The following is a 15573-nucleotide window of genomic DNA, read 5'->3' on the forward strand; positions in this document are numbered from 1 at the left end:
GTTTATCCTACGCAATCTAAAATATCTGATATTTTGGATAATATCAATTACTGATTTCGTACCGGTCCCTCTGCTCAGCGGGGTCAGATCGCGACCCACGCTCCGCCTTGCTCATTCGACCGCACCGAGGCCGCTATGAACTGCACCCCGGCGGCTCCCTCGGCCACTTTTGGGAAGCTCACCCAGCCGTCGGGAAGGTCCACCCCATCACGCCGCGCCGCCACCGCCATGGCGAACTCGGTGTAGAGATTGGCCCAAGCCTCGATGAACCCCTCTGGAAAGCCACGCCCCGTGCGCACCAGACGTTCCGTGGCTGCGCTGACACCGTGACCATGACCCCGGCTGATCACCTGATCCGCTTCACCATAGCGATAGAATTTCAGCTGTTCGGGGTGCTCCAGATCCCATTCCAGACCACCCTCGGACCCGTAGATCCGAAGCCGCAATCCGCCGCGATTGCCCGGCGCAAGGCGCGTGGCCATCAGCGTGCCCGGCACATCATCTTGATACCGCGTGAACATGAACACCGTGTCTTCAAGCGGCTTCGGTGCGCCGCAAACATGGAACTCGGCGCGCAGGTCGGTCATGTCCAGACCCGAGACAAAGCTCGCCAGATGGGCCGCGTGCGTACCGATGTCACCCACACAGCTTGTCGGACCCGAAATTTTCGGATCGAGCCGCCATTGCACATGCGGGGCGTCGGCTACGTCATCAGGGGTCATCCAGTCCTGAAGGAACTCCACATGGATCTGGTTGATCTTGCCAATGCGCCCTTGGGCCACGATTTCGCGCGCCTGACGGATCATCGGAAAACAGGACATGACATAACCAACACCGAACACTTGCCCGGATTGCGCGGTCAGGTCGATCAGCGCTGTGGCCTCGTCCACCTCGTTGGTCAGAGGCTTGTCGCAGATGACATCAATGCCTGCGTCCAGAAACGCTTTGGCGGCTGGAAAATGCAGATTGTTCGGCGTGGTGATCATCACCGCGTCTACCCCATCCGGGCGGGCGGCCTCGATCCGCGCCATGTCTTCGAACGACGCATAGCTGCGGTCCGGGTCCATATACCACTCAGCCCCGCGCGCCTTTGCCCGCTCGGGATCGGACGACAGCGCACCAGCGACCACTTCCCAGCAGTCGGTCATCCGGGCTGCGGTGGCCTGCGTGGCCGAGATGCGCCCCCCGCCAACAACACCAAGTCGCAAGCGACGCGACAGAGCCGGGAACGGCCCGTAGAAATCCAAGTTTTCAGGCAGAAGTCTCTCGGTCATTTTATCCTCCTAGTTTCGGAATCTCTGCCCCCTCGGGCAGGATTTCCAGCGCCATGAAGATGCTGGGCGTGGTCGTTTCATATTGGTGCCAGGGATAGTTGCCCTGGTCGTCATACATCGGGCGATGGGTCATGCCCGGCGCCATTGGTTCTTCCAGATACAGCGTGGCGGGATCACGTTCGCGGCATTGCTGCATTTTGCCAAACCCAACGATCTGGGTGTGCACCTCGCGAAAGCCCGGCACCGGGCAAAACGGATGGTCTTTGTGCAGGCCGACATTCAGCGGCACCGAGGCCGAATGATACATGGTCAGGCCGATATTGCCGACAAAGACCTTGGGCGACATGTAGTGCTCGACACCACGCAGCCGCTCTTCGCCGCGCAGCTCGAAAGCCGTTGGCCAAGCCTTGCGCACCTCCGCGCAAAGGGTGGCGTCGTCGGTATGGGCATCGAAACGGTCCACCACGATGGCGCGGTCCACGTCATGCAAGGTGACATTGGCAAAAATCGCCGATTGCAGCGGGGCGAGGGTCTGATCCTCGATGCGCATAGGGCGATCAGAGACGTTCACCACAATCGCGCGGTCGGTAACGGCATACTCGGTCTCATCCGTGACGTGGCACATGCCGAAAAACGGCTCGGCGATGGTGACGTGTTCAATGGGCATTGGCGGCCTCTTGTGTCGAGTTGGTTTCACTGGCGGGGAAGGCTTGGGGCAGCGGTTCGGGCACGGGGCACGTGCTGGCGATACTCTGGTAAAGCCCTTCGTGCGGGGCACGAGCGATGGCGTCCATCACCTCGAACACATGGAAGGACAACTCGCCGCTTGCCCGGACCGGCCGGTCGTCGCGCACGGCCAAAGCAAGATCGAGCAGACCCAGACCCCGGCTGTTTTCGTTGAAGCCGTGGTGGTTCTCGACCACTTGCCAATCGTTACGCCCCGTGGGGCGGGGTTGGTGTGACCAGCGCGAGGTCTCGCGCGTGCGCAGCCAGACCGGACCGTGGAAGTCATTCGCTCCATGAACCGGATCGGGATCGGGGATCGAGATCACGCCGTCCTCGCCATAAACCTCGAAGCGCGGGGTTTCGCTGTCCCAGATATCGAAGCTCATGGTCATGGATCCGATCGCCCCGGTTTCAAACTCGATCAGGCTAAGGGAATGGGTGTCGACCTGAACCTCCATCCACTCGCCATTGCGGGGACCATTTTCGATCTGGCGCTGCGTGAAAGCACGGTTCGCCATGCCCGCCACACGTGCGATGGGGCCAAGGCAGAACACCATGGCAGTCAGGTAGTAGGGGCCAAGGTCAAGAAGCGGCCCGCCCCCTGCCTGATAGTAAAAGTCCGGGTTCGGGTGGTGCCGTTCCGTGCCATGCGTCCCCACGTGCGCAAACACCCCGGTCGGACGCCCAATCGCGCCTTCGTCGATCAGGCGTCGCACGGTTTGCCAGCGCCCGCCCAGAAACGTGTCAGGCGCGTTGCCCAACTTCAGCCCGCGCGCCTCGGCCAAGGCGAGCAACTCTCGCCCCTCATCCAAATCCGTCACGAAGGGTTTCTCCGAATAGACATGCTTGCCTGCCAAAAGCGCCCGCCGCGTGATGTCGGCATGGGCTGCCGGAATGGTCAGGTTGAGGATGCAGTCGATCTGGGGGTCGGCGATCACCTCGTCCACCAGACAGGCGCGCGCGATCCCGTGTTGCGCCGCTTTTGCCCGGCTTTCCTCCAGATCAAGACTGGCGCAGGCCACGACCTCGACTTCAGAGAATTTCGCAAGTGTTGTCAGATAGATGTCACTTATACGGCCACATCCAACAAGGCCGACCCGGAAGGTTTTCGGTGTCTCACCGGTCATCTTCTTTCGCTTCATAAAGTGGTAAATAGCTGGGCGGCATCGGACCTTTGTTCCGACCGCCCTGGTTCATTTGCTCCCAGGCATGGGACAGCACGCCGACGGACCTGGACAGGCAAAACAGCCCGCGCGACAGAGGCGCAGGGAAGCCAAGTTCGCAAAAGATCACTGCGGTCGCGCCGTCGATATTCATCGCGATCGGGCGCCCGCCACGCTGGCGGCCAAGTTCGGCCTGTACCTCTTCGCCGATATCCGCAAACCGGCCAGAGACAGTCCCCTTGGCGGCTGCCTCGCGTACCAACTGCATCAGCCGCGGGGCGCGTGGATCGACGGGCTTGTGGAACCTGTGGCCAAAGCCCGAGACAATCTTGCCGTACTGTGCGCGCCAATCGTCCAGCCCGCTTGTGACAGCCTCATTCAGCCCCTGCCCCTCGCGCAGATTGTCCGAGATGCCATAGTAAAGCTCGGCGCATTGTTCGCCCGCACCCCCATGCACGTCACCCAGCATGTTCACAGCCGTCGCCATCGCATTGTTCAGCCCGACACCACAGGTCGCCGCCATACGTGCGGCGGCAATTGAAGGCGCTTGCGGTCCGTGATCCACACCGGCCACCAACGCGGCCTCGAACAGGGCGGCTTCGTCGGCACTTGGCATATCTCCACGCACCATCAGCCAGATCATCTGGGGAAAGGACACATTGCCGATCAGGTCCTGAATGTGGTGGCCGCGGAACGCGATCTTACCCGGCTCCATGTCGATGATCGACGTGCGCCACCAATGGCGAATGGCGTCTGCATCTGAACGGTCGCTTGTCATGCCAATTCCTTCCGTTCCTGAGACACAAGATGTCTGAAGTGTTCGGTCATGCGGTCGGGTGAAGCGGTTTTCCCGGTCATCAGATGAAAGGCTGCAGCAGCCTGAAAAATCGCCATGCCGGATCCGTCCATCGTGCGAAGCCGGCGCGACGTCGCGCGCTCCAGCAGCGCGGTGCGACGCGGGAAATAGATGATGTCAGCAACCCAGCAAGCCGCCGCGAGATGACCGGGATCAAAGGCCATGCCCGGATGAGCATCCATCCCGACAGGCGTTGCGTTGATCACACCGCTCAGGCTGGTGGGACCCGCGTCTTCAAAGCTTCGCGCGACCTGAATTTGCGCGCGCGGACGCGCAGATTTCAACCGCAAGGCAAGGGCCTTGGCACGGTCGATGCAGGTGTCTGTAATGCAAAGCGTGCCGCACCCCTGATCAATCAGGGCAAGCGCAACAGCACCGCCCGCGCCCCCTGCCCCAACCAGCAAAACCTTCGCGATTGAGGCCATCGGCATCGCGCCGCGCAGCGCCGAGCGAAACCCGACATAGTCGGTGTTGTGACCAACCCAGCGCCCGCCTTCGAACAGGACGGTGTTCACAGCACCCAACGCCTCTGCGGTCTCGGAGCGCGCGTGCATCAACCCGGCGGCCTCCAGTTTGAACGGATGTGTCACGTTCACACCGACCATACCGTCCGCCTCGGCCCGATGCAGGATGTCCTTCAAGGGCATCGTGTCATAAGGCGCTTTTGCGGTATCAAACCGGCAATATTCATACGAAAAGCCCTGAGCTTTTGCCTCGGCCATATGCATGTCCGGGGTCAGAGATGCCCCGATATTCTGTCCAATCAGCGCGGCTTTCATGTGCGCGGTATCCCTGTTGGTCGTTGGTGTTTCATCTGTGCCGCCAGACGGGCCGACGCGTTGCGTGCCCCATAGCCTGCATAGGCGCGGCTGCGCTGGACGATCTCGAAGAAGAAGCCCTGAAAGATCGGCTGGCTGTAAATCTGGAAATAGGCGGTGTCCCCTTGCTGGTCATAAAGGATGTTTCCGTCGCGCAGACGCGCAACCAGATCGTCCTCCAGCCCGAATTGCGCCTGCAGATCGTCGTAGTAGTTGGGCGACATCTCCAACCTCGGAAATCCATGCGCCTGAAGCTGCGCAGAGGTCTCAAAAATGTCATCGCTCAGAAAGGCGATATGCTGCACCCCTGCCCCGAATTTATCCGCAAGGAACGAAGCCGCAAAGGTGCGATGGCCTTCCGCACCGTTCAGGTTCAGACGCACTTCACCTTCCGGGCTTTCAATGGCTTGGCTATGCACCACGCCTGCCGGGTCTGCCACATCGACAATGGGCGATTTCGCCATCTCGAAGGTCGAAGTGTAGTACAAAAGCCAGCTTTGCATCTCCTCGTAACGCATGGTCTGGGCCACGTGGTCGACGCGGCGCAGACCCGCCGGTTGGGTGGCTTCGGTTTTGGCGACGGGTTCGAACTCAATATCCCAGACCCGGTGCAGGTCGGATTTCTCGTCGATGAAATGCACGACATTGCCGCCGACACCGCGGATCGCCGGAATGTCCAGCTCGCCCGTGCCCACAGGTTGCGAGAACTCTGGCGTGCCAAGCGCGGTTGCGCGCGCGACGGTTTGGCCTGCGTCTTTCACCCGCAATCCCATGTCACAGACCGACGGGCCGTGACCAATAAAGGCGGAATGCGCGAAGCCCTCTTTCTCGGTGTTCACAACGATGTTGATTGCGCCCTGCCGCCACAGCTCGACCGATTTTGAGACGTGTTTGCGTTCCATTCGAAAGCACATGGCAGACAGTAAATCGGTCAGCTCCTTGCCGCTGGTGGCATCCGCCGCGAACTCGATAAACTCAAAGCCCGAGCTGTAAACCCGCGGCGGAAGGTCGGGGATGTCGAAGCGCAGATCGGGATCGCTGCGGGATACCTCGTCCAGCAGGTTCACAAGCGCCCGATAGCCATCTTGCGCCAAGGTGCGCCCACCGGGGCGCGGGCTGTGCTCGTTCACCCGTGCGACCGACCAGGCACCGGTATAGCCAGCCCGCGACAGCACCTTCACAAAGCCTGCAAGGTTCAGAGATCCCAGCCCCGGCAACATGCCGAAATGCCGCTTTAGGCTGCGAATGGCCCCTTGCGTGCGCGGTGCATCGGACAGCTGAACATGGAACACACGCTCGCCCGGAAGATCGCGCAACTGGGCGGGCTTTGCGCCATCCGCGAGCGAGAAGTAGCTGTTCAGCGCAAGACCCAGATTGGGGCTGTCGATCTGCTGGATCAGCTCCAGCGCTTGCGCGTCGGTCTGAACAGACCCCGCCCAAGGCAGTGCCAGATAGGCAAGCCGCATCCCACGCGCTTTCGCAATTTCGGCAGCCTCGGCAAGGTCTGTTGCCGCCTGATCCATCGACCCTTCCCGGCCGGAGGCGCCGATCAGCAGCATCTCTGTTCCCAATGCGCCCATCAGGTCGAACTTGCGTTCAAGCCGGTCAAAAGCGCGTTTGCGATCCGCGCCCTCCCATCCCTCAAGATCGTTGAAAGGTTTCAAAAGGTTGATCGAAAGCCCAAGCCCCTGCGCCATTTGCGCAACGTCTTCAGCGGTCCCGTGAAACCCCGTGAAATCCGGCTCGTGAAGTTCCACGGCGGTGAAACCCGCATCCGCGATGACCGAGAGTTTTTCCTCTAGATCACCGGGGATCGACGTGGTCGAAATGGCAAGTGACATTAGCCTTGGTATCCAAAGAGCCTCGGCAGCCACAGGATCATATCGGGCAGCAGCATCATCGCAATCAGCGCCAGAACCAGCACAATCAGGAAGGCCCAGATTTCAGAGATGATTTCGCGCAGCGGGATGTCGGTTACCGCGTTGATCACGAAGAGCAGGATCCCATAGGGCGGCGTGATCAACCCGATCATCGAATTCACCACCACCAGCACACCGAAGTGAACAAGGTCGATGCCCAAAGCCTCGCAGGTTGGGATGAACAGCGGGACGATCACCAGGATGATCGTGGTCGCGTCCAGCACGCACCCCAGCAGCAGGATCAGAACATTCACCATGATCAGAAACATGATCGGGCTGATATCCGCACCTTCCAACAAGGCCGAGATCGCCTGTGGAATCTGTTCCTGGATCACAATGAAGTTCAGGATGAACGCGCCGCCGATGACGATCCCGACGGATGCTGACGACCGGGCGCTATCAACAAACACCTGATAGAGCTTGCCCAGTGAAATGGCGCGGTAAAACATCAAAGCCAGCATCAGCGCATAGAATGCAGCAACAGCAGCAGCTTCCGTTGGCGTCGTGACGCCCCCGTAAATGCCGTAAAGCAGAATGGCGGGCATCAGAAGTGCGGGGAACGCATTTGCGGTTTTCCGCGGCAGTTCGCTCAGCGGAACCGGCTCTTCCAGCGCGAAGTCACGCTTGCGGGCAAGATAGCCGTTGATGCCCATCAGCACGGCACCCATGATCAAGCCGGGCAAGATGCCAGCAAGGAACAACGATCCGATGGATGCCTTGGAAACAAGGGCATAGAGCACCATGGGGATCGACGGAGGAATGATCGGGCCGATCGTGGCCGTGGCGGCTGTGATCGCCGCCGCATAGCCGCGCGGATAGCGGCCGCCCTTGGTCATCATTTCGATAATGATCTTGCCAATACCGGCCGCATCCGCAACCGCAGACCCTGACATGCCCGAGAAGATAAGAGACGCCACGACATTCACGTGTCCAAGGCCGCCTTTGAAACGCCCTACGGCGGCAACACAGAAGTTCAGAAGCCGGTCGGTGATCGACCCGGCATTCATGATATTGGCGGCGACGATAAACAGCGGCACGGCCAAAAGGATGGTGCTGCGATAGAAGCCTTGCAGGATTTTTTCGCCCGCCAAGGCGACGTCAAGGCCCGCGACACCCAGATAAACGACAGACGCCAGCAAGATCGAATAGCCAATCGGCGTGCCAATCCCTGCCAGAAAAAAGAGAGTGACAAGAAGGGAAATCAGCTCAAAGCTCATTTGTTTGCATCCTCTTGGGAAGTCTGTGCAGCTTCAGCTTCGTGAAGGGCCTCAACGGCCAGTTCCAGTTCGGTTTTGGGTGGCCCGTTCCGGAGCGTATCAACGAACTGCCATGCATAACGTACTGCGATTGCAACGATGAAAACGCCGTAGATCGAGAAGACATCGCGCAGCGGTATTTTGTTTCCCGTAAACGGGTTGCGCACAGTCGAGGTCTTTCGGATTTTCATCCAGTCAATGTAATCCAGTGTCGGAAGAAGCGTGTAGAGCATCCCAACAACCAGTGCGACAGCCGAGAGAAGCGCAAAGACCTTACGAACCGGTCTGCTGACCGACAGATAGATGATGTCGAATTTCACTTGATCTTGCTCGCGCACCACAAAGGCGCAGCTGAAGAAGATCACCCAGACCCACAGGATGCCGATCAGCTCCAACGTCCATCCGGCGGGCGTGAACAGGTATCTCAGTGCGATCTGTAGAAGAAAGGTCAGGAAGATTGCTGCCAGCATGCCGCCAGCAATCGCTTCTGCAAGACGGGAGAACCACTTGAATGCTTTCTCCATAGTCGTTCTCCCTCTTGTCAGTTTGGCTTAGTTGCCCAGCGCGTTGATTTTCTCAAGCACGCCTTCAGGCCAGCTGGCCGCGAACTCGGACCCAACATACTGTGCCTGCACGTGGGTGCGGAAGGCTTCCAGATCAGGTTCGTAAACCGACATGCCCTTCTCTTCCAAGAAGGCAACAAGGCTGCCTTCCAGCTCCAGCTGCTTTTGGCGGCCGCTTTCGGCGGCAGCATCAGCGGCTTTCTGAACGGTGGCCTGCTGGTCAGCCGACATGCCGTCCCAGACAGCTTTCGACATCGCGATGTAGTTCAGGTCAACAAGGTGCGAGGTCAGAACGATCTGCTTGGTCACCTCGTAGAATTTCTTGTCCACAACGGTCGGCAGCGGGTTGTCTTGACCGTCTACAGCGCCGGTCGACAGGCCGGTGTAAACTTCCGAGAACGCCATTGGCGTGGGCGCGGCACCAAGGGCAGCCCCCAGGAATTGCCATGCATCCGTGCCCGGCATCCGCAGGTTTACGCCCGCCAGATCTTCCGGCTTCATGACGGTCAGCTCATCTTTCGATTGACGCAAGTTCACCTGACGACGGCCCAGATACATGACGGACAACAGTTTGATGCCCAGCTCGTCTTCCACTTTGGCTTTAAACGGATCCATCAGAGGATCGTTGAAGACAGCAACCTGGTGGGCCGCGTCCTGATGGACATACCCAGTCGCGAAGATCGAGAACTCGGGGAAGAACTGTGCCAGTTCCTGAGCCGAGGCGATCGACATCTCAAGGTTTCCGCGCGAAATCGCGTCAAGTTCGGTGCCCTGTGCGAAGATGGTGCCATTATAGCTTGGCTGATAGTCCGCAAAATCTGCAACCATCGGCGCGAAGACTTCGGCCATGGCGACCGAACGCTGGTCCGTTTCAGACCCCGAAGTTGCCAGACGAAGTTGGATTTTGTCAGCTGCGAAGCTGGCACCCGAGGTGCCCGCAACAACGCCTGCTGCCACGATGGCAGAAATCGCCGCGCGGCGTGTAAGTTTGGTGATCATGATTTTCCTCCCTGAATATCGCATTGATCAGCTCGATGGTAAGTTTGCCTGATTTTGGATATTTTGCAATATTTTTTGCAAAATATCTGATATTTTATCCTGTAGCCGAATATTCCCGATTAATTTCAATATCTTGACCCGGCTGGATATCAACGATTTTCCCGGCTTTGCAGGCCAACTGAATGGCTTCCAGCACTTTCAAGGTGCGCAATCCCTCACGCCCGGACACCAAAGGTTCAGCCCGTCCAGCGATGACATCGGCGAAGTGATGCATCTGGTTGACCAGCGGATCCGACGCCTCGCGGATCAGCGTCGTTGCCGAAATCGGCGTCCACCAGTCGCGCTTTCCGTCTTGGTGGCTCCACAGACGCAAATCGGGGACAGATAGCGACCCATGTGCGCCGCCAATCATATAACAGCTTTCGGGCGTCGGCGGGTAAATCGGGTATTCGTTCGAGGTCAGCTCCCAGCTCCAAGGCGCGACGATACTGTCGGATACCGTTATGGTGCCTATGGCTCCGTTTTCGAACCGCAAGACCGCAGCGGCTACATCCTCGTTCTCGAACCCGCGCATTGACGGCGCGGACTGCGCCTGCACGCTTTGAACCTCGCCGCACAGATGGCGGATCAGATCCACATCATGGGCCAGATTAACCGAGATCGGCCCCGCCCCGGCTTTCTTGCGCCACGGCGCCTCGTCGAAATAGTGGTCAGGCTTGTAGAACCAGCAATTGACATGCACAGCGCGTACGTCACCGATCCCGCCTGTCGAAACAACCTCGTGCGCTTTGCGGATCAGCGGATTGTGGCGCCGGTGATGGCCGACAAGAATGGGAACGCCATTGGCTTCGGCCTGATCAACAAGCGTCCGCGCCTCACTGGCAGAGGTGGCCAAAGGCTTTTCGACCAGAACCGGGCACGCCTGGCGTACAGCTTCAAGTCCCTGCTCGACGTGAAGCAATGTGGGCGTTGCCAGAACCAGCCCATCCGGCCTTTGCGCGGCAAACAGCTCTTCCAGCGTGTCAAAACAGGGAACCCCCCGGTCCTGTGCAAAGGCGCGCCCTTCGTCGCTGGGATCGACCACCCCGCACAGTGTCACATGTTTCAGTTGATTGATGGCATCCGCGTGACGTCGCCCGACAAGGCCCACACCCGCAATTGCAATTTGAACAGTCTCCACTGGGACAGTCCCCCACAAGTGGCGCAGCCGCGCCTTGAATTACGTTGGACGAACAGAGTCGCCGGCGTCACACCACACTAGGGGTCGTCGGCGCGATTTGCAATAATATCTGATATTTTTTGTTTTAACGGATTTATTGAGTTATTGTGACCATATCCTCAAAATGGTATTGATTATGGAAAAGCAGAAAAAACCGGATAAAAAAATGAACAAGCAATTCGCCACTGTCGGATCGAGCACCTATCAGAGTATCAAACACGACATCATTTTCGGTGAATTGACTCCAGGGGCGAAACTGAAGCTCGAGGCGCTAAAGCAGCGCTACTCGGCAAGCTCATCGACGCTTCGCGAAACCCTTAATCGTCTCGCCAGCGAAGGGTTCGTCGAAGCGCCTGAACAACGCGGCTTTTTTGTCACCCCGGTATCCCGCGAAGACCTGATCGAAATCACCGAACTGCGCGTGCTTTTGGAATGTCACGCGCTGGAGCAGTCGATCAAGAACGGAGACACAGACTGGGAAGGCAATCTGGTAGCAGCCCATCACAAGCTGCACCTGATGGAACAACGCATGCTTGCAGGCGATCATTCCGAGAAAGAGATGTGGAAACGCTATGACTGGGAATTCCACCTGGCCATGATCGAGGCTTGCAACTCCAAGAATTTACTATCGCTCCACACGACACTTTACGACAAATATCTTCGCTATCAGATGCTGGTTCTGACATATCGTGGCGAAGAGGCCGTGTTCGAACACAAGGCCATGTTCGATGCAGCGCTGGCAAGGGACGCGCGCAGAGCCAAACAGTTGCTAGAAGAGCATATTCGCAACGGCTTGGAGCATACCTTGGCAGCTATGTAAGCGCGATAGTTTCCGTATCACTTTTTTAACATCCGCGAACTATGGAACGGTTCAGGGCTGAGTTCGTGCAGCGAATGACCGGAAACCGCCCTTGCCGTTTCTCGCTGCGGCGGCGAAGCGCTGAAAGCAGTGGTTGAAATTACGAACCGTAATTTCGGCTTGGTCCGCTAAGCAGACACTGGGCTAGACGGTTGCAAATGGCGGCAACGCAGGACCTTGCTGCCATCCGCCTTGATGAACTGAAGGACTGCTGTGAGTTCAAGGCAGTCAGAGCTCAGAGGCGGATTGCTCTTTAATCCATGTCACGACTTTCATCACGGCCTTATTGGTTTTTGCGTTGTGCGGAGTGAGGACGTAGAAGTCATTTTCGCCAGCCAACCAAGCCTTACCAACCTCAGTCAAACGACCGGCTTCGAGATCATGAGCCACCAGAAAACGGCTTACCAAGGCAACACCTTGCCCGGCGATGGCTGCATCTACTGCAAGCGATGTCTGACTTAGGCGCAGGCCACGAGGTGATTGGTCTTGCACGCCCAAATATGCAAGATAGCTCGGCCAAAGGTCGTGGGTGTCATGGATTTTCGGCAGTTTGGACAGTGTTCTTGGTTCAAGCGGATAAGGCTCGTCATCCGCAAGCGATGGTGTTGCAACAGCAATCAGCGTCTGCTTGAACAGCAACGTCGCTTCCAGTGATGCACCAAATGGTGGCGATCCTTGGCGCACTGCAAGGTCTATCCCGTCACTATGGAAGCTGGAGACTTTTTCCGTAGCCATGATCCGCAAATCAATTCCCGGATGTGCTGCCGTGAAGTCCGGTAGATTGGGGATGAGCCATTTCGCAGCAAAGGTCGGGGTGACGCTGATGACGACTTTATTCGGCTCTGGCTTCAGCTCAGCAGTTGAGGATCGCAGGTCAGCGAACACCTCAGCGATCCTATTGTGGTAGCTGCGCCCCACGGACGTGAACGCAAGACCCTTCGGCACACGTTCAAACAAGGTCACACCGAGATGCGCTTCGAGCTGGCGCACCTGCTGTGCAACGGCGCCTTGTGTGACACCCAATTCATCAGCGGCGGCGCGGAAACTTAGACGGCGACCTGCGGCATCAAAAGCACGCAATCCATTGAGAGGGGGAAGCTCAGTCATTTATCAATAGTATATCTACTGCCAAGCGACATCAATTCTCAATCGAACTTCCTCAAGATTTGCATAATATGAAGCTGAGACATGAAAGGGCGATAGAGATGACAGTAGAAAAAGTAGCGCTGATTACAGCAGGCGGTAGCGGCATGGGTGCGGACGCAGCCCGCAAGTTGGCGAAGGACGGGTTCAAGGTCGGTATCTTGTCGTCATCTGGCAAGGGTGAGGCCCTCGGCGGTGAACTCGGCGGTTTTGGTGTGACTGGCTCTAATCTTGACGCAGATGCACTCAACGCTTTGGTTGACGGTGCAACGGATCGTTGGGGCCGTGTTGATGTCTTGGTCAACTCTGCCGGTCATGGGCCAAAGGGACCGGTTCTTGAGATCAGCGACGACGACTGGCATCAAGGGATGGAAGTCTACTTGATGAACGTGATCCGTCCAACAAGGCTGGTCACGCCTGTGATGCAAGCGCAGGGCAGCGGGGCGATCATCAACATCTCGACCTTTGCGGCATTTGAACCCGACCCGCTCTTTCCTACGTCTGGCGTCTTCCGGGCCGGGCTTGCCGCATTCGCAAAGCTCTACTCGGACAAATATGCGCCCGAGAAAATCCGTATGAACAACGTCCTTCCGGGCTTCATAGACAGCCTACCCGAGGCCGAAGACCGCAAAGCGCGTATTCCGATGGGGCGCTACGGATCGGCATCTGAGGTGTCTTCCCTGATTTCGTGGCTCGCCTCCGACGATGGTGGCTATATGACTGGCCAAAACCTGCGCATAGATGGGGGCCTGACCCGTGCCGTCTGACACCATTGCCCTCGGACCATCGCGTGAGCGCCTTGTCTTTGCGGTCAAATGGGGTGCTTCCGCTATTCACATCATGGGATACACTGCGACAGGCTTCGGCTGGACCCCCTGGAACCTCTACCTTTTTCTCGTCGGTGTGGTGGGATGGTTCGCAGTGGGCGCATTATGGAATGACAAGGCGCTGATGCTTGTCCACCTAGTCGCGCTTGGTGCAATGATTGCCGGTATGGCGAGCAGTTGATTACGCTAGAGCGGCCATAGGTGCGTAGCGCAGCATGTGTAGCTCTGGGCTCTGAGCAGTCCTTCGCTGCAGTATGTTTGATTGACGGCTGTATGAGACGGATCTTAAAAATCCGTTTCCGACCCTTACGATTTTCACTGGACCTCCACGCGCCCGGAAGCGGTACTGGTTATAGCATTCACGCCCCTGCCTAGCGGGGCGCCACGCAGTATGAGGCGTTGGATTGACCCGCGCCCACGCGAGTGGAGAACTACGATGACCAAGGAAGCCAAGCGCGAACCTGAACAGACAATCGCTGCAATCGACGAAATGAACCGACCTGGGTGTCTTGACCTCTGGCGAGAGGTGTTTGGCAGGCCTCCCCCCAAACATCTCTCGCCGCAATTCATGAAGCGGGTGCTGATCTGGGAGTTGCAAAACCGAGAGCTGGGTCGCCTGCCGACAAAGACCAAGCGCCGCCTGCAACACATCGCATCGAACAAGACGCCCGCGGCACAGGCAAAACCAGGATCACATTTGGTTCGGGAATGGAATGGCCGCACCTATCAGGTTGAAGTGGTTAACGGCGGCTACGTGTTAGATGGCAAATCGTGGCGCTCCCTGTCGGCCATCGCCAATCATATCACCGGCGCGCACTGGTCTGGCCCACGCTTCTTCGGGGTTCAATGATGCGACGGGTTCGCTGCGCCATCTATACCCGCAAGAGCTCTGAAGAAGATTTGGAGCAAGACTTCAACTCTCTGGATGCACAACGGGAGGCCTGTGAGGCCTACATCGCGAGCCAGAAGCATGAAGGCTGGGAGCTGCTGCCGGATCACTATGATGATGGCGGCATATCGGGCGGTCATCTGGAGCGCCCTGCCCTACAGCGGCTGATGCAGGCTGTGGACGAGAAACGTGTCGATCAGATTGTGGTCTATAAGATCGACAGGTTGACCCGTTCTCTGGCCGACTTCGCCAAACTGGTTGACCGACTGGATGCGGCGGAAACCTCCTTTGTATCGGTCACGCAGTCCTTCAACACAGCCACAAGTATGGGGCGCCTGACCCTCAACATGCTGCTCAGCTTTGCCCAGTTCGAGCGTGAGGTCACGGCAGAGCGCATCCGGGACAAGATCGCTGCTTCCAAACGGAAGGGCATGTGGATGGGAGGGCGTGTGCCATTGGGCTTTCAGCCAGATGGGCGAACACTGAAGATAGATGAGGCTGAAGCTGAAACGATCAAGACGCTCTATGACCTCTATCTGGAACATCGCACCTTGCGGGATGTGAAAGAACAAGCGGAGAATCTCGACCTCAGGTCCCGGTGCCGGGAACGAGCGGGCGGTCGGGTATCCGGTGGAAAACACTTCGACCGCGGCCACATCCAGCATATCCTGAGCAATCCTATCTATGCTGGGAGGATCCGGCACAAAAAGCAGACCTATGATGGGCAGCACCCTGCCATCATTGATCCGCCGAATTGGGACAAGGTCCAGGACATGCTGCAGAGTGGGGCAGCGGTTGCTCGTGGCTCCAGACAAAAGGCAACCAGATCCCCTCTGGCGGGCAAGCTCTTTGATGAAACCGGCGATCGCCTGACGCCCAGCCACAGCCGAAAGAACGGCAAACGACTTCGCTACTACATATCCCGCAGGCTGGTCAAAGATCGCAGCCGGAAGCATCCGGATGCCTGGCGGCTGCCTGCAGATCAGGTGGAGGGCTTGCTGGCTGAACTGGTAGGGCGGCATTTGACCAGACCCGGTGCCGCGATCGCAATGACCTAAGGTT

At 58.1% G+C, this 15573-nt stretch carries 16 protein-coding genes; 5 read left to right on the forward strand and 11 right to left on the reverse strand.

Going from position 1 to position 15573, the window contains the following annotated elements; genetic code table 11:
- Positions 1-83: 83 nt before the first annotated feature.
- From ACRY08_RS07240 to ACRY08_RS07285, 10 genes are all read right to left on the reverse strand, one after another.
- Positions 84-1274: a Gfo/Idh/MocA family protein gene (locus ACRY08_RS07240; protein WP_432449235.1), complete on the reverse strand. Its 1191-nt coding sequence runs from the start codon at positions 1272-1274 to the stop codon at positions 84-86.
- Between the two features lies 1 nt (position 1275).
- On the reverse strand, positions 1276-1941 hold the full coding sequence (locus ACRY08_RS07245; RefSeq protein ID WP_432449236.1) for a hypothetical protein: 666 nt from the start codon (positions 1939-1941) through the stop codon (positions 1276-1278).
- Positions 1931-3127: a Gfo/Idh/MocA family protein gene (locus tag ACRY08_RS07250; protein WP_432449237.1), complete on the reverse strand. Its 1197-nt coding sequence runs from the start codon at positions 3125-3127 to the stop codon at positions 1931-1933. The genes ACRY08_RS07245 and ACRY08_RS07250 overlap by 11 nt, the downstream gene beginning before the upstream one ends.
- A complete protein-coding gene (locus ACRY08_RS07255) occupies positions 3117-3941 on the reverse strand; it encodes a citryl-CoA lyase (RefSeq protein WP_432449238.1) in 825 nt (274 codons plus the stop codon). The genes ACRY08_RS07250 and ACRY08_RS07255 overlap by 11 nt, the downstream gene beginning before the upstream one ends.
- Positions 3938-4798 (reverse strand): shikimate dehydrogenase, encoded by an 861-nt coding sequence (locus tag ACRY08_RS07260; RefSeq protein WP_432449239.1) that lies wholly within the window; start codon positions 4796-4798, stop codon positions 3938-3940. The genes ACRY08_RS07255 and ACRY08_RS07260 overlap by 4 nt, the downstream gene beginning before the upstream one ends.
- On the reverse strand, positions 4795-6678 hold the full coding sequence (locus ACRY08_RS07265) for a bifunctional sugar phosphate isomerase/epimerase/4-hydroxyphenylpyruvate dioxygenase family protein (protein ID WP_432449240.1): 1884 nt from the start codon (positions 6676-6678) through the stop codon (positions 4795-4797). The genes ACRY08_RS07260 and ACRY08_RS07265 overlap by 4 nt, the downstream gene beginning before the upstream one ends.
- Positions 6678-7973 (reverse strand): TRAP transporter large permease, encoded by a 1296-nt coding sequence (locus ACRY08_RS07270; RefSeq protein ID WP_432449241.1) that lies wholly within the window; start codon positions 7971-7973, stop codon positions 6678-6680. The genes ACRY08_RS07265 and ACRY08_RS07270 overlap by 1 nt, the downstream gene beginning before the upstream one ends.
- Complete coding sequence (locus ACRY08_RS07275) at positions 7970-8536, reverse strand: TRAP transporter small permease (protein ID WP_432449242.1); 567 nt, start codon at positions 8534-8536, stop codon at positions 7970-7972. Before ACRY08_RS07275 ends, ACRY08_RS07270 begins: the two co-directional genes overlap by 4 nt.
- A 27-nt stretch (positions 8537-8563) precedes the next feature.
- Positions 8564-9574: a TRAP transporter substrate-binding protein DctP gene (gene dctP / locus ACRY08_RS07280; RefSeq protein ID WP_432449243.1), complete on the reverse strand. Its 1011-nt coding sequence runs from the start codon at positions 9572-9574 to the stop codon at positions 8564-8566.
- 94 nt (positions 9575-9668) lie between these two features.
- A complete protein-coding gene (locus tag ACRY08_RS07285; protein WP_432449244.1) occupies positions 9669-10754 on the reverse strand; it encodes a Gfo/Idh/MocA family protein in 1086 nt (361 codons plus the stop codon).
- Between the two features lie 205 nt (positions 10755-10959).
- Here ACRY08_RS07285 and ACRY08_RS07290 point away from each other — a divergent pair, with 205 nt between their 5' ends.
- Positions 10960-11613, forward strand: a complete 654-nt coding sequence (locus ACRY08_RS07290; RefSeq protein ID WP_432449245.1) for a GntR family transcriptional regulator — start codon at positions 10960-10962, stop codon at positions 11611-11613.
- Between the two features lie 267 nt (positions 11614-11880).
- Here ACRY08_RS07290 and ACRY08_RS07295 read toward each other — a convergent pair whose 3' ends face one another.
- Complete coding sequence (locus ACRY08_RS07295; protein WP_432449246.1) at positions 11881-12759, reverse strand: LysR substrate-binding domain-containing protein; 879 nt, start codon at positions 12757-12759, stop codon at positions 11881-11883.
- A 98-nt stretch (positions 12760-12857) separates the two neighbouring features.
- On the opposite strand from ACRY08_RS07295, the gene ACRY08_RS07300 reads away from it, so the two are divergent.
- From ACRY08_RS07300 to ACRY08_RS07315, 4 genes are all read left to right on the forward strand, one after another.
- Positions 12858-13562, forward strand: coding sequence for an SDR family oxidoreductase (locus ACRY08_RS07300; protein ID WP_432449247.1), 705 nt, complete (start codon positions 12858-12860; stop codon positions 13560-13562).
- Complete coding sequence (locus ACRY08_RS07305; protein WP_432449248.1) at positions 13552-13803, forward strand: DUF6552 family protein; 252 nt, start codon at positions 13552-13554, stop codon at positions 13801-13803. Before ACRY08_RS07300 ends, ACRY08_RS07305 begins: the two co-directional genes overlap by 11 nt.
- A gap of 255 nt (positions 13804-14058) precedes the next feature.
- Positions 14059-14472 carry a DUF2924 domain-containing protein gene (locus tag ACRY08_RS07310; RefSeq protein ID WP_432449249.1) on the forward strand — a complete coding sequence of 138 codons (414 nt, stop codon included), beginning with the start codon at positions 14059-14061 and terminating at the stop codon, positions 14470-14472.
- Entirely contained in the window at positions 14469-15569 is a 1101-nt protein-coding gene (locus tag ACRY08_RS07315) for a recombinase family protein (protein ID WP_432449250.1), read from the forward strand. Before ACRY08_RS07310 ends, ACRY08_RS07315 begins: the two co-directional genes overlap by 4 nt.
- Positions 15570-15573 lie beyond the last annotated feature (4 nt).

Origin of the sequence: Aliiroseovarius marinus (genome assembly GCF_050881025.1) — a bacterium.
Classification (GTDB): Bacteria; Pseudomonadota; Alphaproteobacteria; order Rhodobacterales; family Rhodobacteraceae; genus Aliiroseovarius; species Aliiroseovarius marinus_A.

Excerpts from the sequence above, each read along its gene's own strand:
- ACRY08_RS07240 (WP_432449235.1), bottom strand. The coding sequence starts at position 1,274 with ATGACCGAGAGACTTCTGCCTGAAAACTTGGATTTCTACGGGCCGTTC.
- ACRY08_RS07245 (WP_432449236.1), bottom strand. The coding sequence starts at position 1,941 with ATGCCCATTGAACACGTCACCATCGCCGAGCCGTTTTTCGGCATGTGC.
- ACRY08_RS07250 (WP_432449237.1), bottom strand. The coding sequence starts at position 3,127 with ATGACCGGTGAGACACCGAAAACCTTCCGGGTCGGCCTTGTTGGATGT.
- ACRY08_RS07255 (WP_432449238.1), bottom strand. The coding sequence starts at position 3,941 with ATGACAAGCGACCGTTCAGATGCAGACGCCATTCGCCATTGGTGGCGC.
- ACRY08_RS07260 (WP_432449239.1), bottom strand. The coding sequence starts at position 4,798 with ATGAAAGCCGCGCTGATTGGACAGAATATCGGGGCATCTCTGACCCCG.
- ACRY08_RS07265 (WP_432449240.1), bottom strand. The coding sequence starts at position 6,678 with ATGTCACTTGCCATTTCGACCACGTCGATCCCCGGTGATCTAGAGGAA.
- ACRY08_RS07270 (WP_432449241.1), bottom strand. The coding sequence starts at position 7,973 with ATGAGCTTTGAGCTGATTTCCCTTCTTGTCACTCTCTTTTTTCTGGCA.
- ACRY08_RS07275 (WP_432449242.1), bottom strand. The coding sequence starts at position 8,536 with ATGGAGAAAGCATTCAAGTGGTTCTCCCGTCTTGCAGAAGCGATTGCT.
- dctP (WP_432449243.1), bottom strand. The coding sequence starts at position 9,574 with ATGATCACCAAACTTACACGCCGCGCGGCGATTTCTGCCATCGTGGCA.
- ACRY08_RS07290 (WP_432449245.1), top strand. The coding sequence starts at position 10,960 with ATGAACAAGCAATTCGCCACTGTCGGATCGAGCACCTATCAGAGTATC.
- ACRY08_RS07295 (WP_432449246.1), bottom strand. The coding sequence starts at position 12,759 with ATGACTGAGCTTCCCCCTCTCAATGGATTGCGTGCTTTTGATGCCGCA.
- ACRY08_RS07300 (WP_432449247.1), top strand. The coding sequence starts at position 12,858 with ATGACAGTAGAAAAAGTAGCGCTGATTACAGCAGGCGGTAGCGGCATG.
- ACRY08_RS07310 (WP_432449249.1), top strand. The coding sequence starts at position 14,059 with ATGACCAAGGAAGCCAAGCGCGAACCTGAACAGACAATCGCTGCAATC.
- ACRY08_RS07315 (WP_432449250.1), top strand. The coding sequence starts at position 14,469 with ATGATGCGACGGGTTCGCTGCGCCATCTATACCCGCAAGAGCTCTGAA.